The 21,412-nt window shown below is 68.2% G+C and carries 20 protein-coding genes; 9 read left to right on the top strand and 11 right to left on the bottom strand.

Translation table 11 applies throughout. The features are described from left to right. Nucleotides 1-49: 49 nt before the first annotated feature. Entirely contained in the window at nt 50-1,189 is a 1,140-nt protein-coding gene (locus tag AC07OH_RS31365; protein WP_495303285.1) for a helix-turn-helix transcriptional regulator, read from the bottom strand. 136 nt (nt 1,190-1,325) lie between these two features. Between AC07OH_RS31365 and thiL the strand changes: the two genes are divergently transcribed. Beyond that, nucleotides 1,326-2,282, top strand: a complete 957-nt coding sequence (gene thiL / locus AC07OH_RS31370; protein ID WP_495303286.1) for a thiamine-phosphate kinase — start codon at nt 1,326-1,328, stop codon at nt 2,280-2,282. On the opposite strand, the gene AC07OH_RS31375 is transcribed toward thiL, so the two are convergent. Then, on the bottom strand, nt 2,283-3,008 hold the full coding sequence (locus AC07OH_RS31375; RefSeq protein WP_495303287.1) for a DUF3053 domain-containing protein: 726 nt from the start codon (nt 3,006-3,008) through the stop codon (nt 2,283-2,285). Nucleotides 3,009-3,070: 62 nt separating this feature from the next. Further along, nucleotides 3,071-3,970, bottom strand: coding sequence for a LysR family transcriptional regulator (locus AC07OH_RS31380; RefSeq protein ID WP_495303288.1), 900 nt, complete (start codon nt 3,968-3,970; stop codon nt 3,071-3,073). 99 nt (nt 3,971-4,069) lie between these two features. On the opposite strand from AC07OH_RS31380, the gene AC07OH_RS31385 reads away from it, so the two are divergent. Beyond that, nucleotides 4,070-5,086 carry a Bug family tripartite tricarboxylate transporter substrate binding protein gene (locus tag AC07OH_RS31385; protein WP_495303289.1) on the top strand — a complete coding sequence of 339 codons (1,017 nt, stop codon included), beginning with the start codon at nt 4,070-4,072 and terminating at the stop codon, nt 5,084-5,086. 21 nt (nt 5,087-5,107) lie between these two features. Next, nucleotides 5,108-6,820 (top strand): FAD-dependent oxidoreductase, encoded by a 1,713-nt coding sequence (locus AC07OH_RS31390; protein ID WP_495303290.1) that lies wholly within the window; start codon nt 5,108-5,110, stop codon nt 6,818-6,820. Here the strand turns inward: AC07OH_RS31390 and AC07OH_RS31395 are convergent. Next, nucleotides 6,817-8,283, bottom strand: a complete 1,467-nt coding sequence (locus AC07OH_RS31395; RefSeq protein ID WP_495303291.1) for an MFS transporter — start codon at nt 8,281-8,283, stop codon at nt 6,817-6,819. The two genes, AC07OH_RS31390 and AC07OH_RS31395, sit on opposite strands and share 4 nt — an antisense overlap. Nucleotides 8,284-8,445: 162 nt before the next feature. Between AC07OH_RS31395 and AC07OH_RS31400 the strand changes: the two genes are divergently transcribed. Beyond that, a complete protein-coding gene (locus AC07OH_RS31400) occupies nt 8,446-9,003 on the top strand; it encodes a phosphatidylglycerophosphatase A family protein (protein WP_495303292.1) in 558 nt (185 codons plus the stop codon). Beyond that, nucleotides 8,997-9,524: a CinA family protein gene (locus tag AC07OH_RS31405; RefSeq protein ID WP_495303293.1), complete on the top strand. Its 528-nt coding sequence runs from the start codon at nt 8,997-8,999 to the stop codon at nt 9,522-9,524. Before AC07OH_RS31400 ends, AC07OH_RS31405 begins: the two co-directional genes overlap by 7 nt. 15 nt (nt 9,525-9,539) lie before the next feature. Here the strand turns inward: AC07OH_RS31405 and AC07OH_RS31410 are convergent, their stop codons facing one another. After that, entirely contained in the window at nt 9,540-10,733 is a 1,194-nt protein-coding gene (locus tag AC07OH_RS31410; RefSeq protein WP_492683584.1) for an Acg family FMN-binding oxidoreductase, read from the bottom strand. Nucleotides 10,734-10,850: 117 nt separating this feature from the next. Next, nucleotides 10,851-11,615 (bottom strand): helix-turn-helix transcriptional regulator, encoded by a 765-nt coding sequence (locus tag AC07OH_RS31415; protein ID WP_495303294.1) that lies wholly within the window; start codon nt 11,613-11,615, stop codon nt 10,851-10,853. Between the two features lie 194 nt (nt 11,616-11,809). On the opposite strand from AC07OH_RS31415, the gene AC07OH_RS31420 reads away from it, so the two are divergent. Both AC07OH_RS31420 and AC07OH_RS31425 read left to right on the top strand, forming a co-directional pair. Continuing rightward, complete coding sequence (locus tag AC07OH_RS31420) at nt 11,810-12,307, top strand: nuclear transport factor 2 family protein (RefSeq protein ID WP_495303295.1); 498 nt, start codon at nt 11,810-11,812, stop codon at nt 12,305-12,307. After that, nucleotides 12,304-12,627 carry a GNAT family N-acetyltransferase gene (locus tag AC07OH_RS31425; RefSeq protein WP_095949686.1) on the top strand — a complete coding sequence of 108 codons (324 nt, stop codon included), beginning with the start codon at nt 12,304-12,306 and terminating at the stop codon, nt 12,625-12,627. Before AC07OH_RS31420 ends, AC07OH_RS31425 begins: the two co-directional genes overlap by 4 nt. Here AC07OH_RS31425 and AC07OH_RS31430 read toward each other — a convergent pair. Together AC07OH_RS31430 and AC07OH_RS31435 are read right to left on the bottom strand one after the other, a co-directional pair. Further along, nucleotides 12,617-13,804 carry an MFS transporter gene (locus AC07OH_RS31430; protein WP_495303302.1) on the bottom strand — a complete coding sequence of 396 codons (1,188 nt, stop codon included), beginning with the start codon at nt 13,802-13,804 and terminating at the stop codon, nt 12,617-12,619. The genes AC07OH_RS31425 and AC07OH_RS31430 overlap by 11 nt on opposite strands. A gap of 62 nt (nt 13,805-13,866) precedes the next feature. Further along, nucleotides 13,867-14,661, bottom strand: coding sequence for a YecA/YgfB family protein (locus AC07OH_RS31435; RefSeq protein ID WP_139702165.1), 795 nt, complete (start codon nt 14,659-14,661; stop codon nt 13,867-13,869). A 69-nt stretch (nt 14,662-14,730) separates the two neighbouring features. Between AC07OH_RS31435 and AC07OH_RS31440 the strand changes: the two genes are divergently transcribed. Both AC07OH_RS31440 and AC07OH_RS31445 read left to right on the top strand, forming a co-directional pair. After that, complete coding sequence (locus tag AC07OH_RS31440; RefSeq protein WP_495303296.1) at nt 14,731-16,431, top strand: FMN-binding glutamate synthase family protein; 1,701 nt, start codon at nt 14,731-14,733, stop codon at nt 16,429-16,431. Continuing rightward, complete coding sequence (locus AC07OH_RS31445) at nt 16,428-17,342, top strand: BUD32 family EKC/KEOPS complex subunit (RefSeq protein ID WP_495303297.1); 915 nt, start codon at nt 16,428-16,430, stop codon at nt 17,340-17,342. The genes AC07OH_RS31440 and AC07OH_RS31445 overlap by 4 nt, the downstream gene beginning before the upstream one ends. Before the next feature lie 606 nt (nt 17,343-17,948). Here the strand turns inward: AC07OH_RS31445 and AC07OH_RS31450 are convergent. From AC07OH_RS31450 to AC07OH_RS31460, 3 genes are all read right to left on the bottom strand, one after another. Continuing rightward, the gene (locus AC07OH_RS31450) at nt 17,949-18,224 is read right to left on the bottom strand and encodes a hypothetical protein (protein WP_495303298.1); all 276 of its coding nucleotides are present in this window, start codon (nt 18,222-18,224) and stop codon (nt 17,949-17,951) included. Further along, entirely contained in the window at nt 18,221-20,458 is a 2,238-nt protein-coding gene (locus tag AC07OH_RS31455; protein WP_495303299.1) for a hypothetical protein, read from the bottom strand. The genes AC07OH_RS31450 and AC07OH_RS31455 overlap by 4 nt, the downstream gene beginning before the upstream one ends. Nucleotides 20,459-20,476: 18 nt before the next feature. Next, nucleotides 20,477-21,412 (bottom strand): DUF2345 domain-containing protein (locus tag AC07OH_RS31460; RefSeq protein WP_495303300.1); only part of this gene is annotated, 936 nt, incomplete at its 5' end.

The raw sequence follows: 21,412 nt of genomic DNA on the forward strand, positions 1-21,412 counted from the left end.
ACCGCCGCGCGGCGCCATCCCCCGTTCGCAGTAGAACCTTCTCGCCTGCTCAGTCCCGCAGCGACTGCACCAGCAGCACCAGCTCCGCCTGCCGGTGGCAGTCGGTCTTGCGCATCACATTGCGCAGGTGGCTGCGCGCCGTGTGTTCGGAGCAGGACTGCGCGGCGGCGAAGTCCTTCACGGTCTTGCCGCTCGCCAGGAGCAGCGCGAGCCGCGCCTCGGTCGGGCTCAGGCCGAGCAGGCTTTCCAGCTGCCGCGGCTCCACGGGCGCCGCCTCGGCCGGATGGGCGAAGACCACGAGCGCGCGGTGGCGCTGGCGCAGCACAGCCAGCGGGTGCGAGGGCTTCAGCGGCAGCACCGTGATGCGGACCGCGCCGCCGGCCATGGGCAGGTGCAGCACGCCGGCACGCGCGCCGCCAGCCGGGGCGCAGGCCTCGCGCACCCGCTGCTCGAAGGCCGACTGCAGCGCGGACGACGCGAGCCGCAATCGCCCTTGCGCGCTGTCGAACAGGCCGCCGCGGCCCGCACAGGCCGTCGCTCGGGCGTTCAGGTGGTCGATGCGGCAGGCCTCGTCGACCACGGCGATGCCCTGCGGCAGCGCGTCGAGCGCCGACAACCCGGTCGCCGCGTGCTCGCCCAACTGCATCATGCGGGCGCGCAGCTCGCTGGCGCGCACGAGGTGCGGCGACAGGCGCCGGCAGAAGGCCTCGCTTTCGGGGCCGTAAGGCGCCTCGGCCCGGGGGCGGATGAAGCCGAGCACTTCGCGCGTGTCGTCGTCGGCGCGCAGCCCCATCGCCAGCGTGTGGCGCAGGCCGAGCGGCGCAAGCCAGTCGACATAGATCGGGCTGCGCGACAGCGTGCGCGCGCCGAAGTAGACGTGGTCGGTCACCGGCGTGCCCAGCGGGGCGTTCACCGGCATCTGCATGCGGATGTCGTCGCGCGCCAGGTGCTGCTCGTACTCGCGCACCTTGTCGGGCGGGCTCTCCAGGTTGGCGAGCCCCGCGCCCACCACCGAGCAGTCGGTGCGGCGCACCGTGAGCGTGTGGAAGCAGGCGGCGCCGAGCACCTCGCGCATGGCATCGAGCGCGTCGTACCAGTCGCCGGGACAGGTGATCCCGTCGTACAGCAAGGCAACGATCCGGTCGGTGTCGGCCTCGGCGGACACGCCTCCCTGCACGATGGCTGTCATGGCGGCCTCCTCCTGTTTGGACTTTCGGTGTATCCGCTTGCATGACGGTATTACAAAATGCTTCCAGTGTCAGCCCCCCTTTCCCGCGGGCGCCGCGGCGAGCGGCCCCGCGCCAGGTCGTTATGCTCTCGCACCCATGGGTGAATTCGACCTGATCACACGCTATTTCAAACGTCCCGCCACGCGCTCGCCGCTGGGCGTGGGCGACGACTGCGCCTTGCTCGCGCCGGCCGCGGGCATGCAGCTCGCCGTGTCCTCCGACATGCTGGTGGAGGGGCGGCACTTTCTCTCGACCGTGGAGCCGGCCCGGCTCGGCCACAAGGCGCTGGCCGTGAACCTCAGCGACTTGGCCGCCTGCGGCGCGAAGCCGCTGGCCTTCACGCTGGCGCTGGCATTGCCCGGCGTGGACGAGCCCTGGCTCGAAGGTTTTTCGCGCGGCCTGTTCGCGCTGGCCGACGCCCACGGCTGCGAGCTGGTGGGCGGCGACACCACGCGCGGCCCGCTCAACATCTGCATCACCGTGTTCGGCGAAGTGCCGGCCGGCGCCGCGCTGCTGCGCTCGGGCGCACGCGCGGGCGACGACCTGTGGGTGAGCGGCTCGCTCGGCGATGCGCGGCTGGCGCTCGAGGTGTTCCGCGGCACGCTGAGCCTGCCCGCCGAGGCCTTCGCACAGGCCCGCGCACGCATGGAACAACCCACGCCGCGCGTGGCGCTGGGCCAGGCGCTGCGCGGCATCGCCACCTCGGCGGTGGACGTGAGCGACGGCCTCATCGGCGACCTGGGCCACATCCTCGCGGCCAGCGGCGTGGGCGCCACGCTCGATGCCGATGCCACCACCGCGCTGATCGCGGTCGACACGGCCGGCCTGCCCACCGAGGCGCTGCGCACCTGCGCGCTCTCGGGCGGCGACGACTACGAGCTGGTGTTCACTGCGCCGGCCTCGGGGCGTGCGGCAGTGGAGCAGGCCGGGCAAGCCAGCGCCACGCGCGTGACGCGCATCGGCCGCATCGAAGCGGCCGCGGGGCTGCGCATCGTGGATGCGAGCGGCGCGCCGGTGTCACAGCGCTTCGGCTCGTTCGACCACTTCGTCTGATCAAGAGCCGCGCATCACCGCGCGCATCTTGTCCTGCGCGGTGTTGATCGCCGCCGACTGCTTGCCCATTTGCTTCGCCATCTTGTTGAGTTCATCCCCCACGGCCGGGTCGGTCACGGTGAGTGTGCCGCCGGAAACCCGAAGCTTCGACTTGTTCTTCTCCATGAAATCGGCGATGGCCAACGCACTGTCGATCACGGCGTCGACCGGAGGGAACACCTCCTTGAACGTGGTGGCGGGCGTGGTCACGGTCTTCTCGTAGGCCTTGGCATAGACCTGCTTCAGGTCGTCGGGCTGCTTGAGTTGCGCGCGTGCCGCATCGGCCTTGGCCAACTGCTGATCGAGCGCGGTGCGAAGGCCGCCCAGGCCCTCCTTGGCGGCCTTGAGATCGTCACGGCGTGCCGGCAGATCGACGAACGAGCGCAGCGCGCCCTTGGCCATGACCTGCGTCATCGGCTGGCTCACCGACTTGTTCATGCCTTCGTTGAAATCGGTGATCACCGCGTAGTGCTGCGCGTAGTCGCCGAACGATGCCTTTTCTTCGGCGGTGGGCGTGGGCACGCGCAAGCCGGGCTTGTCGAGCACGCGGGTCTGCAGGTAGGCGATGAAGGCGGTGCGCTGTTCGGCCTCCTTGTTGCCGCAGGCCACGAGCAGCATCGACAGCATCAGGCCGAATGCCAGGACCAGCCATGCGGAAGAGAAACGGGACCGTGTGGTTGTTGTCATGGGGCACCTGCTTTCGCGCAAAGAAAAAGACCGGCCAGCATACGACTGGCCCGCCCCCGCGGCTACTGCAGGCTCTGCTTCAGCGCCTCGACGAACGCCCGCGCCGCCGCCGACAGCGAATGGCCGCGCTTGGTGACGATGGAGATGTCGCGCGCCACGCGCGGCGCGCTGAGCACCTTCACCACGAGCACCGGGTTCTTCTCGGCGCGCGCAAAGGCCGACGGCATGATCGACGCGCCCATGCCGGCCGCCGTCATCCACAGCGCGGTGGACAGGAAGGACACCTCGTTCACCACGTCGAGTGTCACGCCAGCCTCCGCCGCCGTGCCGTCGATCAGCGGGCGCACGCCGTAGCCGGGGCGCACGGTGATGACGGGGTGGCGGCCCAGGTCCGACCAGCGCACCACGCGCGCCTTGGCCAGCGGGTGGTCGGTGCGGCACACCACGGCGAGGTGATCGCGCATGAGGCGCTGCACCTCGACCTCGGGCCCGGGCCGCTCGGGCGTGCCGATGCCGAAGTCGACATGCTCGCCGAGGATGCGCGACAGGAACTGGTCGGGCGCACAGTCGTTCACCAGCACGCGAACTTTCGGGTGCTGCTCGCCGAAGGCGCGCAGCGCATCGGGCAATAAAAACCCGGCCAGCGTGGGCGTGATGGCCAGCGTCACGCGCCCCCGTTCCAGCGTGGCGAGTTCGCGGAAATCGGCCGACAGCGAATCGACGTCGCGCAGCACGCGCTCGACCGTGGAAATCATCTGTTCGGCTGCGGCCGTGGGCTTGAGCGCGCGCGTGGTGCGGTCGAACAGGCGCGTGCCCAGGCCCTCTTCGAGCTGGCGGATCAGCATGCTCACCGCCGACTGCGTGACGAACAGCCGCGTGGCCGCGGCGCCGAGCTTGCGCAGCTGGTAGACCGCGAGGAACGCACGCAGCTGGCGCATCGTAGGACTGAAGTTCGTATTCATCAGAAAATTTGAAAAATCATTCGGAATTTCTTGATTTACGAATGAATCCTGCCATCGTTCAATCTCCGATCAAAGCACCGAATTCAAGGAGAGGCCCGAATGACAGCACCCATCGCCCGCGGCATGCGCGCATTTCGTGAGCGACGCAGGCAACTGCTGTGGGCCGCGGCCGGTGCGCTGCTGGCGGGCAATGCCCTGGCCCAAGCCCCCGCGGGCGACTTCCCCACCAAGCCGATCCGCATGGTCGTGACCTTCCCGCCCGGCGGCAGCGCCGACGGCGTGGTGCGCATGCTGGTGCCGCGCCTGAACGAGAAGCTGGGCCAGCAGGTGGTGGTCGACAACCGCCCCGGCGCGGGCGGCAACGTGGGGCTGACGCTGGTGGCCAAGGCGCCGGGCGACGGCTACACGCTGGGCGTGGGCGCGGCGGGCGCGCTGGCGGCCAACGTGAGCCTGTACCCGCAGATGCCCTTCGATCCGCAGAAAGACCTCAAGCCGGTGGGCATGCTGGCGGCCATTCCCTTCGTGCTGGTCGGCCATCCCTCGGTGGCCGCGAAGACGCAGCGTGAACTCATCGCGCTGGCCAAGGCGAAGCCGGCCACGCTGTCGATCGGCCATGGCGGCAACGGCACGGCCATGCACCTGTCGGCGGCGCTGTTCAACCAGATGGCGGGCACGCGGCTGGTCGAGGTGCCCTACCGCGGCTCGGGCCCGGCGGCGCTCGACGTGCTGGGCGGGCAGATTCCGCTGGCGGTGGTCGACCTGCCCTCGTCGCTGCAGCAGATCCGCGCCGGCAAGCTGATCGCCTTCGCCGTGACCAGCCCGCAGCGCCTGCCGATGCTGCCCGAGGTGCCGACGGTGGCCGAGGCCGGCCTGCCCGGCTACGACTCGACCGGCTGGTTCGGCGTGGTCGCGCCGGCCGGCACGCCCGCGCCGGTGGTGGCGCGGCTCAATGCCGAGCTCAACGCCGCGCTCGGCGACGAGCAGGTGAAGACCGCCATGCGCGCGCTCGGCGTGGAGCCGGCGCCGGGCTCGGTCGAATCCTTCGACAGCTACATCCGCGCCGAGACGAAGAAGTGGGCCCAGGTGATCCAGGACGCCCACATCAAGCTCGACTGAACGACAAGCCAACACAGAGATATGACGAAGACCGCCGACACCTCGATGCAAGCCGACGTGCTGATCGTCGGCGCCGGCCCCGTGGGCCTCACGCTGGCGATGGACCTGGCCTCGCGCGGCGTCTCGGTGATCCTGTGCGAGACGCGCCGCTTCGCCGAGCCGCCGAACGTGAAGTGCAACCACGTGGCCTCGCGCACCATGGAGCAGTTCCGCCGCCTGGGCGTGGCGCAGCAGCTGCGCGATGCCGGGCTGCCGGCCGACCACCCGAACGACGTGGTGTTCCGCACCACGGTGACGGGCACCGAGCTCACGCGCATTCCCATTCCGTGCCGGCGCGACCGCTACACCGAGACCGAGGGCCCCGACGCATGGTGGCCCACGCCGGAGCCGCCGCACCGCATCAACCAGATCTACCTCGAGCCGATTCTGCTGAAGCACACGGCCGCGCTGCCGGGCGTGACGCTGCTCAACCGCACGCGCTTCGAACGCTTCACGCAGGATGCCGACGGCGTGAGCGCCATCGTCACCGACATGGACAGCGGCGCCACGCGCAGCATCCGCTGCCGCTACATGGTCGGCTGCGACGGCGGCAGCTCGCCGGTGCGCAAGCAGATCGGCGCCAAGCTCGAAGGCACGGCGGTCATCCAGCGCGTGCAGTCGACCTTCATCCGCGCGCCGCAGCTGCGCGCGCTGATTCCGGGCAAGCCCGCGTGGTCGTACTACGCGATGAACCCGCGCCGCTGCGGCACGATGTTCGCCATCGACGGCCACGAGACCTGGCTGGTGCACAACCACCTGAACGCCGAAGAGCCCGAGTTCGACTCGGTCGACCGCGACACCTCGATCCGCGAGATCCTGGGCGTGGGGCCCGACTTCCACTACGACATCATCAGCAAGGAAGACTGGATCGGCCGGCGCCTCGTGGCCACGCGCTTCCGTGAAGGCCGCGTGTTCCTCGCGGGCGACGCCGCGCACCTGTGGGTGCCCTACGCGGGCTACGGCATGAACGCCGGCATCGCCGACGCGCTCAACCTCTCGTGGCTGCTGGGCGCCTGCGTGCAGGGCTGGGGCGACGAGGCCATCCTCGACGCCTACGAGGCCGAGCGGCTGCCGATCACCGAGCAGGTGTCGCAGTTCGCGATGGACCATGCGCAGAAGATGATCCGCGCGCGCCGCGCCGTGCCGCCCGACATCGAGGCGCCCGGCCCGGCGGGCGACGCGCAGCGTGCCGAGATCGGCCGCGAGGCCTATGCGCTCAACGTGCAGCAGTTCTGCTGCGGCGGGCTCAACTTCGGCTACTTCTACACCGGCTCGCCGATCATCGTGCCCGACGGCGAGCACCGCGCGCCGCCGTACTCGATGGGCGAGTTCACGCCCTCCACCGTGCCCGGCTGCCGCGCGCCGCATTTCTGGCTGGCCGACGGGCGCTCGCTGTACGACGCCTTCGGCCCGGGCTACACACTGCTGCGCTTCGACCGCAGCGTGGACGTGCGCCCGCTGGAGCGCGCCGCCGCCGCGTACCGCATGCCGCTCACGGTGCTCGACATCGAGACCGCGAGCCTGCCCAAGGCCTATGCGCACCGGCTCGTGATGTGCCGCACCGACCAGCACATCGCGTGGCGCGGTGCACACCTGCCGGCCGACGTGTACGGCCTGGTGGCGACGCTGCGCGGCGAATCGCTGCGCGAGCGTGGCCGCCGCCGCGCATTGGCCTGGGAAGGCGTGCTCGCTTAACGGGGGCGCCGCGCCACCGCGCGCCAGGCCAGCCAGGCGGCGACTGCGGGGGCCAGCGCAAAGGCCGTGAACAACCAGATCGCGGCCGAACGCGCACCGTCCACGCCGCCGGGCACCGTGAGCCCCGCCGCATTCGCCACCAGCCCGGCCACGGCCGCGCCGACGGCCATGCCGTAGAGCTGCACGGTGGTGATCGAGGCGGACGCCAATCCTTCTTCACCACGAGGCGCCAGCGCCATCACGCGCGTCAGCAAGTGCGGCCAGCCGATGCCCACACCGAAGCCGACGGCCGCCAGCGCGAGGGCCACGAACGCGGTCTCGACGCTGGCCCCGAGCGCGCCCGGCGACGGCAGCAGCCACGCAAGCGCCAGCAGACCTGCGGTGCAGACCACCGGCCCGGCGCGCAGCATGCGGTCGGCGCCCGCGCCATTGCGGCCCGACGAGGTCAGCGAGCCGATGCTCCAGCCGCCCGCCATCGCCGCCGTGAGGTAGCCCGCCATGAGCGGCGTGTGGCCGTGCAGCAGCTGCAAAAAGTAGGGCACGAAGATTTCGGTGGTGGTGCCGATCAGCAGCAGCGCGACGCTCGCGTAGATCGCGCCCAGCGGTGTGCCGAGGGCGTAGGCACCGGTCGGCAGCAGGCGCACGGCACCGGCGCGGCGGTCGATGCGGGTGGCGGCGAAGCCGATGGCCAGGCCCAGCGCCACGCCCACGGCCTGACCCGCGAGGCCGGGCCAGAAGCCGCTGGCCGCAATCACCAGCACCGACAGCGCCAGCAGCGCGATCTGCGGCGCCGGCACGCGCGGCATCTGCGCCGGGCGGTCATGCCGGATGCCGGCCGCGGGCCGCAGCTGCACCGCCACCAGCAGGACCTGCGCCGCCGCCACCGGCAGCAGCGCCCAGAAGGCCCAGCGCCAGTGGCCAGCCTGCGCGAACAGCCCGCCCACGGCCGGCCCGCACAGCGTGGCCACGCCCCACATGCCCGACACCAGCGCCACCGCGCGCGGCCACAGCCGGGGTTCGAACACGCGCTGGATCAGCCCGTAGCTCAGCGCCGCCAGCAACCCGCCGCCCAGACCCTGCACCGTGCGCCCCGTGAGCAGCCACGGCATGGCCGGCGCCAGCGCGCAGCCCACCGAGCCGGCGGTGAACACGGCCAGCGCCGTGAGGCAGGCGCCGCGCGGCCCGCGCGCGGCCAGCAGCCGCACCGAGAGCGTGGCGCCGAGGATCGAGCCGACCACGAACAGGGTCGTGCTCCAGGCGTACCAGTCGAGCCCGCCGATCTCGCGCACCACCGAGGGCAGCACGGTGGTCACGATGTGGACGTTGACCGCGTGCAGCGCGACGCCGCCGGTCAGTGCCAGCGCGCGCCAGCCGTTGCGCCCGCTGAACAGCTCGCGCCAGGCGGCGGTGGGCGGCGGCGCGCCAACGGCGGCGGCATCGAGGGAAGAGGAGGAGGACGACATGAGAACGAAGGAGAACGCCAAAGGAGCCTGGATACTAGGCGGCGCCCCTCAATTAAACAAGCTATTGCTTTGATAAATAGAAACTTCGGCACGCAGCCGTCGCACAGGATGCGCGACACTTCGAAACCGATGCACGCCGTTTCTTCTTCCCCTTCTTCCTCGATGGATTCCTCTTCCGCCACCACCGGCGCCCTGCCCCGTCCCCCGATGCGTCGCCCCACCCTGCGTTTCCTGCTCTCGCACCCCGCGCACTTCATCGCGCTGGGCTTCGGCTCGGGGTTGTCGCCCTTCGCGCCCGGCACCGTGGGCACGCTGTGGGCCTGGGCCGCGTTCGTGGTGATGCAGCTGTGGTTCTCGCCCGCGACCATCGGCTGGATCATCCTCGCCGGCCTGCCGATCGGCTGGTGGGCCTGCACGGTGGCCGCACGGAACATGAACGTGTCCGACCCCGGCGCCGTCGTGTGGGACGAAATCGTCGCCTTCTGGCTCGTGCTCTGGCTGGTGACGCCGGCCGGCCTGTGGGCGCAGGTCGCGGCCTTTGCGCTGTTCCGTTATTTCGACGCCGCCAAGCCCGGCCCGGTGGGCTGGGCCGACGCCGCCTTCAAACCGGGCGACCCCGCGCGCGTGCAGTGGTGGCGCGCCGGCTTCGGCATTCTTCTGGACGACCTGGTGGCGGCCTTCTGCACGCTGCTGGTCATTGCGCTGTGGCGCGCATGGTGAACCCGATGGAACCCTCCACTTCCCCGGCCTTGGCCGAACAGGACGTCCCCGCGCTCGTCGCGACGCTGGCCGAACGGCTGCAGGCCCGGGGCTGGATGATGGCCACCGCCGAAAGCTGCACCGGCGGCCTGATCGCCGGCGCCTGCACCGACCTGGCGGGCTCCAGCGCGTGGTTCGAGCGCGGCTTCGTCACCTACTCGAACGCCGCCAAGACCGAGATGCTGGGCGTGGACGCCGCGCTCATCGAGGCCCACGGCGCCGTCAGCGAGCCCGTGGCGCGCGCGATGGCCGAAGGCGCCATTGCCCGCGGCGCCCCGGCGCGCGCGGCCGTGGCCGTGACCGGCGTGGCCGGCCCCGCGGGCGGCTCGCCCGACAAGCCGGTGGGCACCGTGTGGTTCGGCTGGTCGGTCGACGGGCAGGTGCGCACCGAGCGCCGCCGCTTCGACGGCGACCGCGCCACGGTGCGCGCGGCCACGGTGCACTACGCACTGCAGACGCTGATCCAGCTGCTGCCGCGCTGATCGCGCGCGGGCTGTTCAGGCCTGCATGAAATCGCCGACCGGCCGGCGCGGCGCGGGCGGCACCGGCGCTGTCGGAAAGCCCAGGCGGCACATCATCTGCACGGTCGGGCTGCGCGCATGGCGCGACGGCGCGGCGCCGATCAGCATGTCGTGCGCCGCCGCGTAGTGCGGCGCCATCTCCGCAAACTCCTCGAGCGGCTGGCTCATCGGCTGCATGCCCAGGCCCAGGTCGGTGGCGCGCAGCTGCTGGCGCACGTAGGCGCGGCCCGCGGCGATCTGCTCGCTGCGGCTGTTGCCACTGGTGCTGATCCAGACGAAGCCCATCGCCGTGTGGGCCTGGTCCTCGAACATCTGCAGCGTCTGGCGGAACGACAGGCTGTCTTCGGCGGCCGGCACCTCGCGGTCGAAGCGCCCCAGCGCGACCGCCATGCGCAGCGCCGGGTCGTTGAGCGAGAAGCCGTCGCGGTGCGCCAGGATTTCCTGCGGCCCGATGCGCAGCAGGCGCAGGTTCTCGCGCGCGGTGTGGGGCGTGACCAGCTCCACGCGCGCCGCCGCCGCGCACAGCTTGCGCAGCGGCAGCACGCGGGCCATGTCGACCGTGCCGGCCGATTGCACGACCCCGCCCGCCCCCGAAGCCACGGCCGCGGTGAGCCCCTGCACCATGTCGGCCGACACCGCGCGGCCGGTGTCGAAGCGCTGCTTGGGCGTGCGCCGCCGCAGCACCTGTGCGAACAGCGGATCGGGCGTGCCGCCGCGCGACAGCGTGAGGCGCGCCACCGGCAGGTCGGGCCACTGTTGCGGCGCATCGCCCACCAGCTCGCCGTGCGGCCACAGCCGCACGCGCGCCTGCACGCCCTGCTGGGCCAGCGCCATCACCAGCAGCTCGATGAACGCGCCGTGGCCGATCATCAGCTGGCGGCCGAAGGGGTCGGTGGCGGGCTGCACGCGGGCGCGGTCGGTGTGCAGCACGATGGCGTCGGGCTCGCGCAGGTCGACCCGCCACGGCTGGCCGTTGTAGGCCGTGGGCGCGGTGACGGCATAGGCGACGGCGCGCTTGCGCACGTCGGGCTCGTCGCCCGGGCCGTTCCAGATCTCGAAGGCGGCGGCCGGCACGTCGGCGTGCAGCCACCAGGTGGCCAGGGCCGTGGCGCCCGCCGCCACCGCGAGGCCGCCGCCCAGCAGGCGCACGAAATTTCTGCGTTCTCTCATGGGCTCGATCGGTTGAAGCATCGGGCGCGTGACACACGGCCTGCCCGTGGCCGATTGCAGCACCGCCCCGTGCGGCGCCACGCAGCCCCCTGTCGTTTCCGACAGGGGTGAGCCGGCTCAGGGCATGAGCAGGCCCAGCGCCAGCGCCCGCGCACAGGTGGCGGTGCGGCCCTGCGTGTCGAGCTTGCGGGCGGCGCCCACGAGATGGAAGTACACGGTGCGCTCGCTGATGTGCAGGATCTCGGAGATTTCCCAGGTCGACTTGCCGACCGCCACCCAGTGCAGCACCTCGCGCTGGCGCGCGCTCAGCACCGGCACCTTCGCGTCGCCCTGCAGCCGGCGCACGGTCGAATGCAGGCAGGAGGCGAAGTAGTTCATCGGCGCCAACGTCGCACGCAGTTCGCGCAGGTCGGCGGTGGCGTCGGTGGTCAGGGTCATGAAGGCCCAGTCGATGCCGGGCGTCCACAGCGGCACGGTCAGCCCCGCCTTCAGCCCGTGCTCGCCCGCGCTGCGCAGCAGGCCGCGGGCGCGCTGCCCGATGTCCGCGCGCGTGTGGCTCACCTGACCGAGCCAGCTCCATGCGGTGGCCGGCATGCCGGCGCGCACATGCTGCACGCGGGCGTCGGCCTGTTCGCCGGCGCTGCTGCGCAGCGACTCGTAGCGGCTGCGGGCCCACTCGGCGGGCAGCTCGTGGAAGAACAGCAACGCGTCCTGCGCGGGCGCATCGGCACGGGGCGCGGGCACCGGGCGCTTGAGCACGTAGGCGCCGTGGTTGAAGCCCATCGCCCGCATCGCGCGGCGGTTGACCTGCGCGACCTCCTCGAGCGTGCGGGCGGCCATGACGGCCTCGACGAACTGCCAGTCGTTGATCACCTCGGCCATGGATGCGTCCCCTTGGGTTGTGTGCGCGGGGCGAGGCGACTGTTGGACTATTTTTTCTGCACCCACCGCCAGGGCGCCGGCCCTGCAAGGACCGGCATCGGGGCGCATGTTAATGCCGGGCACCCGGAATCACCCATGCGCTTCCTTGCGCGCCGCATCCCGGCGATGATCTGACACCATCACCGCGAGGCCCCATGACCGCAGCCACCCACGCCCCGACCATCGAGCGCTTCTACAGCGCGTTCTCGCAACTCGACGCCGCCACCATGGCGGCCTGCTACGCGCCCGACGCGGTGTTCGACGACGAGGCCTTTTCGCTGCGCGGGCGGCGCGAGATCGGCGGCATGTGGCGCATGCTCTGCGAGGCCACCAAGGCCAAGGGCGCCGACGTGTGGCGCCTGAGCTGGCGCGACGTGCAGGCCGACGCCCGCACGGGCAGCGCGCACTGGGACGCCCACTACCGCTTCAGCGCCACCGGCCGCCTGGTCGACAACAGCATCGACGCACGCTTCACCTTCACGCCCGAGGGCCTGATCGCCACGCACCGCGACAGCTTCCCGTTCTGGACCTGGTCGCGGCAGGCGCTGGGCACGCCGGGCCTGCTGCTGGGCTGGACGCCGATGCTGCGCAACAAGGTGCGCGCCACCGCCGCCGCCAACCTCGCCACTTTTCTTGCACGCCAACCCTCATGACCACTTCTTCCTCGACCGCCCTCACCTTCACGAACAACGAAGCGCAGCACCGCTACGAAGCCTCGCTCGACGGCAAGCTCGCGGCCTATGCCGAGTACAACCTGCTGACCGACGCGATCATGTTCACGCACACCGAGGTGCTGCCCGAGCATGAAGGCAAGGGCGTGGGCTCGGGCATCGCGAGGCACGTGCTCGACGAAGCGCGCGCCGCCGGGCGGCATGTGATTCCGGTGTGCCAGTTCATCGCGGGCTACATCCGCAAGCACCGCGAGTACGCCGACCTCGTGCGCCCGGACATCCAGCGCGCCTTCAAGATCTGACGGAAGCCGCCTTCGGCGCGGGCAGCCACGCGAAGGCGGCGATGCCGATCACCAGCAGCGCCGCAATGACGGCCAGCACGGCGGTCAGCGGATCGCCGCCGTGCGCCGCGGCCACCGAGGCCGCCACGCCCGTGCCCCACTGCATGAACGCGACACCCAGGAACATCGCCATGGTGAAGACCGCCATCGCGCGGCCCGTGAGCGCGGCCGGGTAGGCCACGCGCACGTCGGCGTACTGCCAGACGATGAAGCCCGAGAGCACGCCGATGAGCACCATGCCCGCGATGTCGAACCAGGCGGAATGCACCACGGCGATGAGCGCGAACAGGCCGGCGTAGAGAAGGCCGCAGGCCACGATCCAGCGGCGGCGCGCGGCGCCGTCGCGGTCGAAGCGGCCGAACAGCGGCGAGCCGAACAGCGCGATCACCGACACCACGAGCGCGACGTTGCCGCTTTGCACCAGCGAATAGCCGTGGCGCTCCATCATCAGCGGGCCCAGCCACAGCCCGCGCAGCGAGATGAAGGCCGCATAGGTCACCGCGCCCAGCACCATGATGCCGAGCGTGTGCGGCATGGCGAACAGCGCGCCGAACTGGCGCACGGCTTCGGGAATCGACTCTTTCTTCTGCGGCACCGCCGACGCGGGCTCGTGCACCCAGCGCCAGATCGCGAGCCAAGCCAGTGCCGATGCCAAGGCGAGCACCAGGAAGCCTGCGCGCCACGAATACGCCTGCACCAGCCACGCGAGCGGCGTGCCGGTGGCCAGCATGCCCAGGCCGCCGATGGCCAGCACCAGGCCCGACACGGTGGCGAAACGCGCCGCCGGAAAGTGCCGAGCGATGAACACGGTACACACCAGGAAGGCCGGCGCGCAGCCGACGCCGATCAGCGCCTGCCCGGCCACCAGCACGAGGTAGTTCGGCGACACGGCCGACAGCAGCGCGCCCGCGATCGCGACCGGAAAGGCCACGAGCACGGTGCGGCGCACGCCGTGCAGGTCGATGCCGATGCCCATGAAGAGCTGCATCGCACCGAACGCGAAGTGGAAGGCGCCCGAGAAGATGCCGAGGGCCTGGGCGGAGAGATGAAAGTCCGACTGCAGCGGGCTCGCCATGATGGCGCCGACGGTGCGGAAGGCCTGGCTGAGCGCAACCCCTGCGCAGAGGGCGAGGACCATGACCCAGGCTGCCTGCGGCGTCAGGGGTTGCGCGGCAGGGCGCTGCGCCGGCGCGAGGGCACTCATGCCCCGTGGCACTTCTTGTACTTTTTTCCACTGCCGCAAGGGCACGGGTCGTTGCGGCCGGGTTCGGCTTCCTTGCGGATCGTCTCGACCTTCGGGCCCAGGCTCTTCCAGAGCTGGCGCAGGTCGTACACCGCCCAGATCGCGGCGCCGAAGTCGTCCAGGCGCTGCTGGCTCACGCTGGGCGGGCCGTTCTCGTCGTACATCGACAGCGTGGGCTTCGCGGTGTCGTCCTCGGTCAGCGCGACGATGTTGTCGAGCGCGTCGTCGAGCATCTGCGCGGCTTCCTTGTCGCGCGGGGCGGCCCAGTCTTCAGGCCAGTTCTCGACCGCGTACATGAAGCCCAGCGCCCAGACCTGGGCGAAGGAGGGAATCTCTTCGGCGGCCATCTCTGCGCGCTCTTCCTCGGGCAGCGAGGCGATGGCGCCGCGGGTGTCGAGCACCTCGGGCTGCCAGCTGCGCTCGTCCTCGAGCGATTCGACAGGCGCGTCCAGGCCTTCCTCGATCTCGCGCCAGCGGCGCTTCCAGTTCCAGACGAACTCCATGTGCTGGGCCGGCACGAAGTGGTCGCCCAGCAGCACGGGCCAGTATTCGGTGGGGTCGATGGGGCGGCGCGTGCAGATCAGCGCGGCCATGAAGCCTTCGCAGAACTCCCACTGGGGAATTTCCTCGTCATGCTCGCGCATGGCGTCGAGCGCGCTGTCGAGGGCGTCGAAATCGTCGGGCCCCAGGGCTTGCGAGGAGGCGGCCAGGGCGGTGTCAGGGGTATCGGGGGTGTCGGGTGTGGTCGTCATGGCAGCAGTCATGGCAGGTTGGGGGCAGCCCTCTATGATGCAGCAGGCTCCAGCCGACATCTGATGACTATGCCCACGATTATTCCGTTTCCCGCACGCTACAGCGCGTTCGTCCTGTGTGTGCTGGGTCTGGTCGCCTGCCTGGCGCTGGTTCTGGCCTCGCCGCACCTGTGGCTCGCGTGGATCGGCGTGGCCGCGTTCGCGGTGCTCACCGGCACCGGCGTGCACGACCTGCGCCAGGCGCGCCACGCCATCCTGCGCAACTACCCGGTCATCGGGCACCTGCGCTTTCTGCTCGAATTCATCCGCCCCGAGATCCGCCAGTACTTCATCGAGAGCGACGCCGAAGCCGCGCCCTTCTCGCGTGCCCAGCGCTCGCTGGTGTACCAGCGCGCCAAGGGCGAGCCCGACAACCGGCCCTTCGGCACGCAGCTGAACGTGTCGGCCGCGGGCTACGAGTGGATCAACCACTCGATGCAGCCCACCAAGCTGGCGAACCACGATTTCCGCATCGTGATCGGCGGCACGCCGCAGCCGGCCGATGCGAACCCGGCGCAGGTCTGCACGCAGCCGTACAGCGCGAGCGTGTTCAATATTTCGGCGATGAGCTTCGGCGCCCTGTCGGCCAACGCCATCCTCGCGCTCAACCAGGGCGCGCAGATGGGCGGCTTTGCGCACGACACCGGCGAGGGCTCGATCTCGCAGCACCACCGCGTGCACGGCGGCGACCTGATCTGGGAAATCGGCTCGGGCTACTTCGGCTGCCGCAACGACGACGGCACCTTCAACGCCGAGCGCTTCACCGCCAACGCGCGCGATCCGCAGGTGAAGATGATCGAGATCAAGCTCAGCCAGGGCGCCAAGCCGGGCCACGGCGGCGTGCTGCCGGCGGCCAAGGTCACGCCCGAGATCGCGGCGGCGCGCGGCGTGCCGGTGGGCGTGGACTGCGTCTCGCCCTCGTCGCACAGCGCGTTCTCCACGCCGACCGAGATGATGCATTTCGTCGCGAAGCTGCGCGAGCTCTCGGGCGGCAAGCCGACCGGCTTCAAGTTCTGCCTGGGCCATCCGTGGGAATGGTTCGGCATCGTCAAGGCGATGCAGGCCACCGGCATCACGCCCGACTTCATCGTGGTCGACGGCGCCGAGGGCGGCACGGGCGCGGCGCCGGTCGAGTTCAGCGACCACGTCGGCGCGCCGCTGCAGGAAGGCCTGCTGCTGGTGCACAACACGCTGATCGGCGTGAACCTGCGCCACCGCATCAAGATCGGCTGCGCGGCCAAGGTGATCACCGCCTTCGACGTGGCGCGCATGATGGCGCTGGGCGCCGACTGGTGCAACGCGGCGCGCGGTTTCATGATGGCGCTGGGCTGCATCCAGGCCCAGAGCTGCCACACCGGCCACTGCCCCACCGGCGTGACCACCCAAGACCCGGTGCGCCAGCAGGCGCTGGTGGTGCCGACCAAGGCCGACCGCGTGCGCAACTTCCACCGCAGCACGCTGCATGCGCTGCAGGAGCTGGTGCAGGCCGCGGGCCTGGACCACCCGCAGCAGATCACCGCGCACCACATCGTGCGCCGCATCTCCGACACCGAGGTGCGCCTGCTGAGCAACCTGGTGATGCAGGTGCAGCCCGGCGCGCTGCTCGGGCCGCTGGACAACCAGCACACCGTTTTCCGCACCTACTGGCCGCTGGCCAGTGCACAGAGCTTCCAGCCGGTGACGCAGGGCCCGCACGGGCTGCTGGCGCCGGGCTTCGCCATGGCCGCATGAATCCACTGAGACGAGGAGGCGCCGCGACGCGCCTGCACAGCCAACGGGGCGCCGCATCGGCGCCCGCGCCGCTCGAGGACGCCCCGGGCTCGGCGCCCGGCGACTACGCCGAGTTCCTGCGCGTCACCCTGCCCAGGCAGGCCAAGAACGTGGCCAGCCACCGCTTCGGCAGCGAGCGCGTCTGGCTCAAGAAGGCCGGCCCGCGCCACGGCAAGTGGGGCTACCGCGTGATGGCGCTGGCCGCACGGCTGGCCGGCCTCGACGTGATCAAGCCCGTGCCCAACCCGGGCGGCGAGGCTGCCATCGCCACCGAGGCACGGCGCCTGAAGCAACTGGCCGCCGCGGGCCTGCGCGTGCCGATCGTGTTGGCGCAGCAGGCCGACGGGCTGCTGATTTCCGACCTCGGCGAAAGCGGCCGTGCCACCGTGGTGTTGCAGGAGCGCATCGACCAGGCCGCCGCCGCCGGCCCCGCCGCCCTGCTCGCCGTGTGGCGCGAGGGCCTGGCCGCCATCGCCGCCGTGCACCTGTGCGGCCAGCACCTGAGCCAGGCCTTCGACCGCAACCTCGTGCAGTGCCCCGACGGCGTGATCGGCTACATCGATTTCGAGGATGACCCCTCCGAGGTCATGACCCTGGCCGAATGCCAGGCCCGCGACTGGCTGAGCTACCTGCACTCCACGGCCATGATGCTCGAGGCCGCCGCGCCGCAGGCGGCGGGGCAGCACTGGCACGCGGCGCTGGCGGAGGTGGACGGGGAAGTGCGCGAGCGCATCGCGAATGCGGCGCGGCGCATGAAGTGGGCGCAGAAGCTGCCGGCCAGCCGGCGCTGGGGGCGGGATACGCAGCGCGTGCGGGCCGTCGCGCGCTTGCTGGGGCAGTGGTACTTGGCGAACTCTTCGACCCACACCTAGCGCGTTGTCTTTGAATCAAGCACTGGGTCTCGTCAAGCGGGTTCGCTGAATGGGGGCATGCCGATCTTGTCTTCAGAACCCAGCTCCCTCCACATACATCTTTCGAAGCGCTACCGCGTCTGAGCGGCCTCGACGGTGCTCACTCGCACGGTTTCCACGCCTTCTCGCCGATGCGCTTTCTTCATCGCGTAAGACTGCCCGATTCAATGAGTGTTTCAGTCTGCGAGTAGAGGCTTCGCCACTGAAGAGTTGCCAGCACGACTCTCCGCTCAGATGTTCACGACGCTTCGCTAAGCATGCCGAAGGTATGCGACAAACCGGCGACTAGCTTAGAGGGCGATGCTAGTTGCAAGAGTACTCGGAGCTGACCCGAACAAAAAGCAGACGAGGCTCAAGCGAAATTTCCGCTCGTCAATTACTCTTCAGAGACGGTGCATTTTCTCCACACTCCCCCCTCCCTACTCACCCGACAAGAGAATAATTCATATTCTCTCGATTTTTCATTGAAGCCAAATTGACGTCTGAATTTACTCTCTCCAGAATTAGAAATTGAAACAATTCCGTACAACCCACCAGAAGCAATCGACTTATCAACCATAAAATCCGTCACCGCCCCAGATTTCCGGAAAAACAATATTTTTCAGACCTTTTGAGATATATCGTCGCCTGCAAATTTACAGCGCCAAGATATTCAGTCGCAATATATGCAAATTTATTTTTTGAAGAAACCTTCAATTTTGTAATCTTTATTGCATCAACGGCATCATATGGAATACGCTCCTCTCCAGGCATTTCCTCAAAGCATTGCGGCACTCCGGCCATGCTCAAGGAACTCCAATAAAAAATAGCCACGCCTACAAAAATCACATCCAGCTTTCTCATCTTTGATGTACGAAGTTAACATCCACCGACATCGATGCATTTGAAATTCTGCTCCCAATGATTTTTTCAACGCGTCTTCCATTGGAAATGACAACCTCCCTTTCAAATTCGATCTTTGAAAATGTCATTCTCTCAAGAACAGGAGTTGCCGGATAAATTACGTCATCCAACACTCGTTTGATAAAGAAAAAGTGGATATGGCGATGATCATAATGATTTCCTCCTCCGTTTATCCAGAGACATAATTTTCCTATCGAATCCGTTGCCACACCCTCATCTGCAATACGAGACAATCCAATTTTTGAAATTCTGCTCGGATCCTTATAAAACTTCGAGACCCAATAGAATCCCGAAGAATTCCCGGCATGGTATGAGTTCACTGCAATCAACTCCAAATCAAAAGCCCCCTCGCCACTTGGCGTGATTTTCGCGAATTCGTTGTAATTTTCATACTTGTCTCGCCAAGTTATTTGAATCAATCCTCGGCCAACATAAGGCGCATAGCGCGCATGGTCCGCATTTGCCTCCTTCATTAGACGCAAATAACCTGTCTCTGCCCAAACATGGGCCAACAGATGGTTCAACCGAACAATGCTGTCCATCCCAAATTTTCGCGTCATTCGATTGATCGAGGTGCTCCAGGTTGCGACTCTGGCTTTGGCAACACTTAACGAAACAGTCCCAGCTGGCGAATTTCTAGGAATACACTGAACCATTTCTGTTTGGCTTAGCCACCCACATTTGCGCATGTGCGCAATGAACATGCGCGGATGCAAGTGCCAGACCGCATCTTTGTATTCTTGTGGCAAGCCATCAAAACTGATCGATTCCGCATGGGCCTTGAACTCGTTCCAAGCCTGGCCGTCCTCCACCCTGAACTCATCGTCAGCCTTGAGCCAGTCATATCGCTGGGCGATGGTGGTCCGGTCCCATTCCGTCGGAAATTTGCAGATGGCGCGCCAGAGCTTCTTGCGCACTTCGGGCACTCCCAGGCGCCTTGCCAGCACTTTGCGTTCGCGGGTGGTCTCCGGCGTCCTGGGATCGCTCAGCAACCGCTTCATGTGTTGTGAGTCGCAGCGCTGGTTGTCGTGCGTGGGATCGTCGTCAAAGCACTGCCAGCCCATGAAGCCGGGAAAGTCTGCATCACTGAACTTGAACGTTCCAGGAGCATTGAGATCTGCCCAGACCGTGCCGCTTGAAGTGGGAATCTCTCTCCAATGTGCCGCGTTGGCCGGTAGTCGATCCGGCCCCAGATTGCGCCCGAAGCGCAGCAGTTCGTACCATCCACTGGGGCTGCTGACCGCCTGAATGGCTGCACCGAGGCTGTTGTGGCGAGCGCAGGCCTCGGTGTACATGTTGTATTCGAACTCTGGCTCGTCATGCACAGCGCCGATGGGCTCGGCGGGTTGCACACCATCGGCCCGATAGCTGCGGACGCTGCCACGACCGCCGTGGTATTGAATCTCCACCCACTGAGCATTGGAGAGAACGCCGAGCGATGGATTCGCCGCAGCGCTCGTCGCTACGGCCGCGGTCCCGCGAAGATGGCTGATCGGCCTGCTGCTGCTCGTGGGCGTGCCCGCTGGAAGATAAATGTAGACGCTGCCGAAGACGCTGTCGCTACGTCCATCGGACCGAGGTGCCACGGCGGGATCAGTCCAAGTGGTGGGCCGCGCCGTGCCCAGAAGGTTCTGTAGTTGTGCCGGGGATATGCATATCTCGAAATGCAGATGGTTCTCGCGTCCGAGGATGCGGCCGGCGATCCCGAGGGCATCCTTGCGCCAGACGGGCTGCCTCTCCACGACGGAAGCCTCGATGCGGGACAGGTGCATGTAGACGCTGTAGTAGATCAGCGTCGAAGGTGTCACGTCTGTTGCGCCGACCTCGGTCGTGTGGCGGACGATGACGATGCCGTTGTCGGTCCACGCGGGTTCCTGTCCGTAGGGGTTGTAGTTCTGTGGATCATTTGCTGCGCCGTTGGGCGTGCGAGGTTCACGTTTGAAGATGACCGTGCCGTCGGCTATCGCACGCACCGGCAAGGGTTGATTCTGCGCATCGCGCGGCGCACGGATGTGCAGGCCGTTGTGCCACGTGAGTGCCGTGGTCAGCGGATACGAGCCAAGCGGAGCATTGCTGGAGTTGGGGGCGATATCGACGCCATCGGGCATGGCCGAGGCAACGAAGGCCTCGTCGTCGGCCAGCGGAGCCGGCAGGAAGGGAGGACTGATCAGCATGGGTGTGTCCTTTGCCGTTCAGGCCGACGGGGAGAACTTGTGGATCGACTTGTCGGTCTTGCCGTTGAACTGCCCTTGCGCAAACTCCGGCAGACTCACGGGCCTGCTCATGGGCCCGACCTGCGCATGCAGCGCCGCATGCTCCTGCCAGGTACCGGCCGTGCCGTGCTTGATGCCGCTCTCGCTCCACTCCGAGTAGCTGCCCCCGCCGATGATCACGACCTTCTTCTTGGCGGTGATGTGCAGCTCACCCTCCACGCTCTTGATGACGACATCCTTGTGGGCAACCAGAATCAGCTCGTCGCGATGCGCCTGGATCTCGATCGGGTCTTCGCTCGCGATGAGCTTGATGCCCTTCTTGTGCGTGAACGTGCGGATGCCCTCGGCTGCACTGGCCAGCCAGCGCTTGGCTGTGCTGATGGAGGTGTGCCCCTGGCTTGTGAAGGCCGCGTGCTCTCCGGTGTGCAGGTGGATGCTGCCGGGCGTGCTGGCCTCGATGCCCGCAGGGCTGGCGAGCACGAGGTGAGGCTCGTTCAATTCAGGGAAGCGACCGTCCTCGTCCTGTCCCTCCTTGCCCTGGATGGCATCGTTCTGCGCTTTCAAGGCCTTCTGCACGATGTCTTGATCGGTACCTTGCTCTTGCGCCTTGTGCACCTGCGCTGCTTCGGCCAGCGCGTCGTGCTGGTCCTGAGCCGCCTTCAACCGCTGGGTTGTCTCCCCCATGTCCTTGGCATGGTTCGCAGCATTGCCCCTTGCTTCAGTGGTGATGAGCATCCCGTCCTGCGCCCTGAGCACGCCATGGGCGTCCGTGCGCAACTCGAAGCCATCACCCCTGGGGTCCTTGCGCCCCACGTTGTCCTCGATGCGCGTGATCGCCCCCAGGCTCAGGCTGCTGGATTGGTGATCACTCTTGAGCTGCGCCTGGATTTTCTCGGCCGTGTCGTCCAGGATCAG

This window comes from Variovorax sp. GW821-FHT10C12 (assembly GCF_059415405.1).